The sequence below is a fragment of the Streptomyces sp. AC627_RSS907 genome (genome assembly GCF_019049165.1).
In genome coordinates this window covers 1-715 of sequence record NZ_JAGMUE010000334.1, presented here as the reverse complement: position 1 = coordinate 715, position 715 = coordinate 1, and the positions used below count along the sequence as shown (strand labels likewise).

Genomic DNA, 715 nt, shown 5'->3' with positions numbered 1-715 from the left:
CTCCACACTCGGATAGTCGAACGCCAACGTCGCCGGAAGCACCAGACCAGTCGCACCCTGCAACCGGTTCCGCAACTCCACCGCCGTCAGCGAATCAAAACCCAGCTCCCTGAACGCACGCCCCGGCGCCACCGCCTCACCCGACACATGCCCCAGCACCACCGCCACCTGCGACCGCACCAGGTCCTCGACGGCCCGCTCACGCTCGCCCGCCGCGAGTCCAGCCAAGCGCTGCCCCAGCGTGGAGAACACGGTCCCGCCGACGACCGGCTCCCCCTCTTCGGCCAGCCCCTCGAACAGCGGACGTACCCGTGCCGCCGCGAAGAGCGCCAGGAAGTCGTCCCAGCGGACGTCGGCGATCGTCAGCGCGCCCTCGTCGCGACCCACCACGTCGGCCAGCGCGGCCACCGCCCGCCGCGGGTCCATCGGCAGGAGACCCTGGCGCCGCAGCTGGGCCTCAACCGTGCTGTCCGCCGCCATACCGACTTCCGCCCAGGGTCCCCAGGCGATCGCCGTGCCGGGCAGGCCGGCCGCACGCCGACGGGCGATCAGCCCGTCCAGAGCCGCATTCGCCGCCCCGTACACCGCCTGCCCGCCACTGCCCCACACCCCCGAGACCGACGAGAACACCACAAACGCGTCCACATCACCGACCAGAGCGTCCAGATGCAACGCCCCGTCCACCTTCCCGGACAGCACACGCCTCACATGCGGC

General features: G+C 71.9%; 1 protein-coding gene. It reads right to left on the bottom strand.

Features of this window, described 5'->3' with window-relative positions:
- The coding region (locus KUM32_RS35585; RefSeq protein WP_308408804.1) for a beta-ketoacyl reductase at positions 1 to 699 on the bottom strand (699 nt) is incomplete at its 3' end.
- Between the last annotated feature and the right edge of the window lie 16 nt (positions 700 to 715).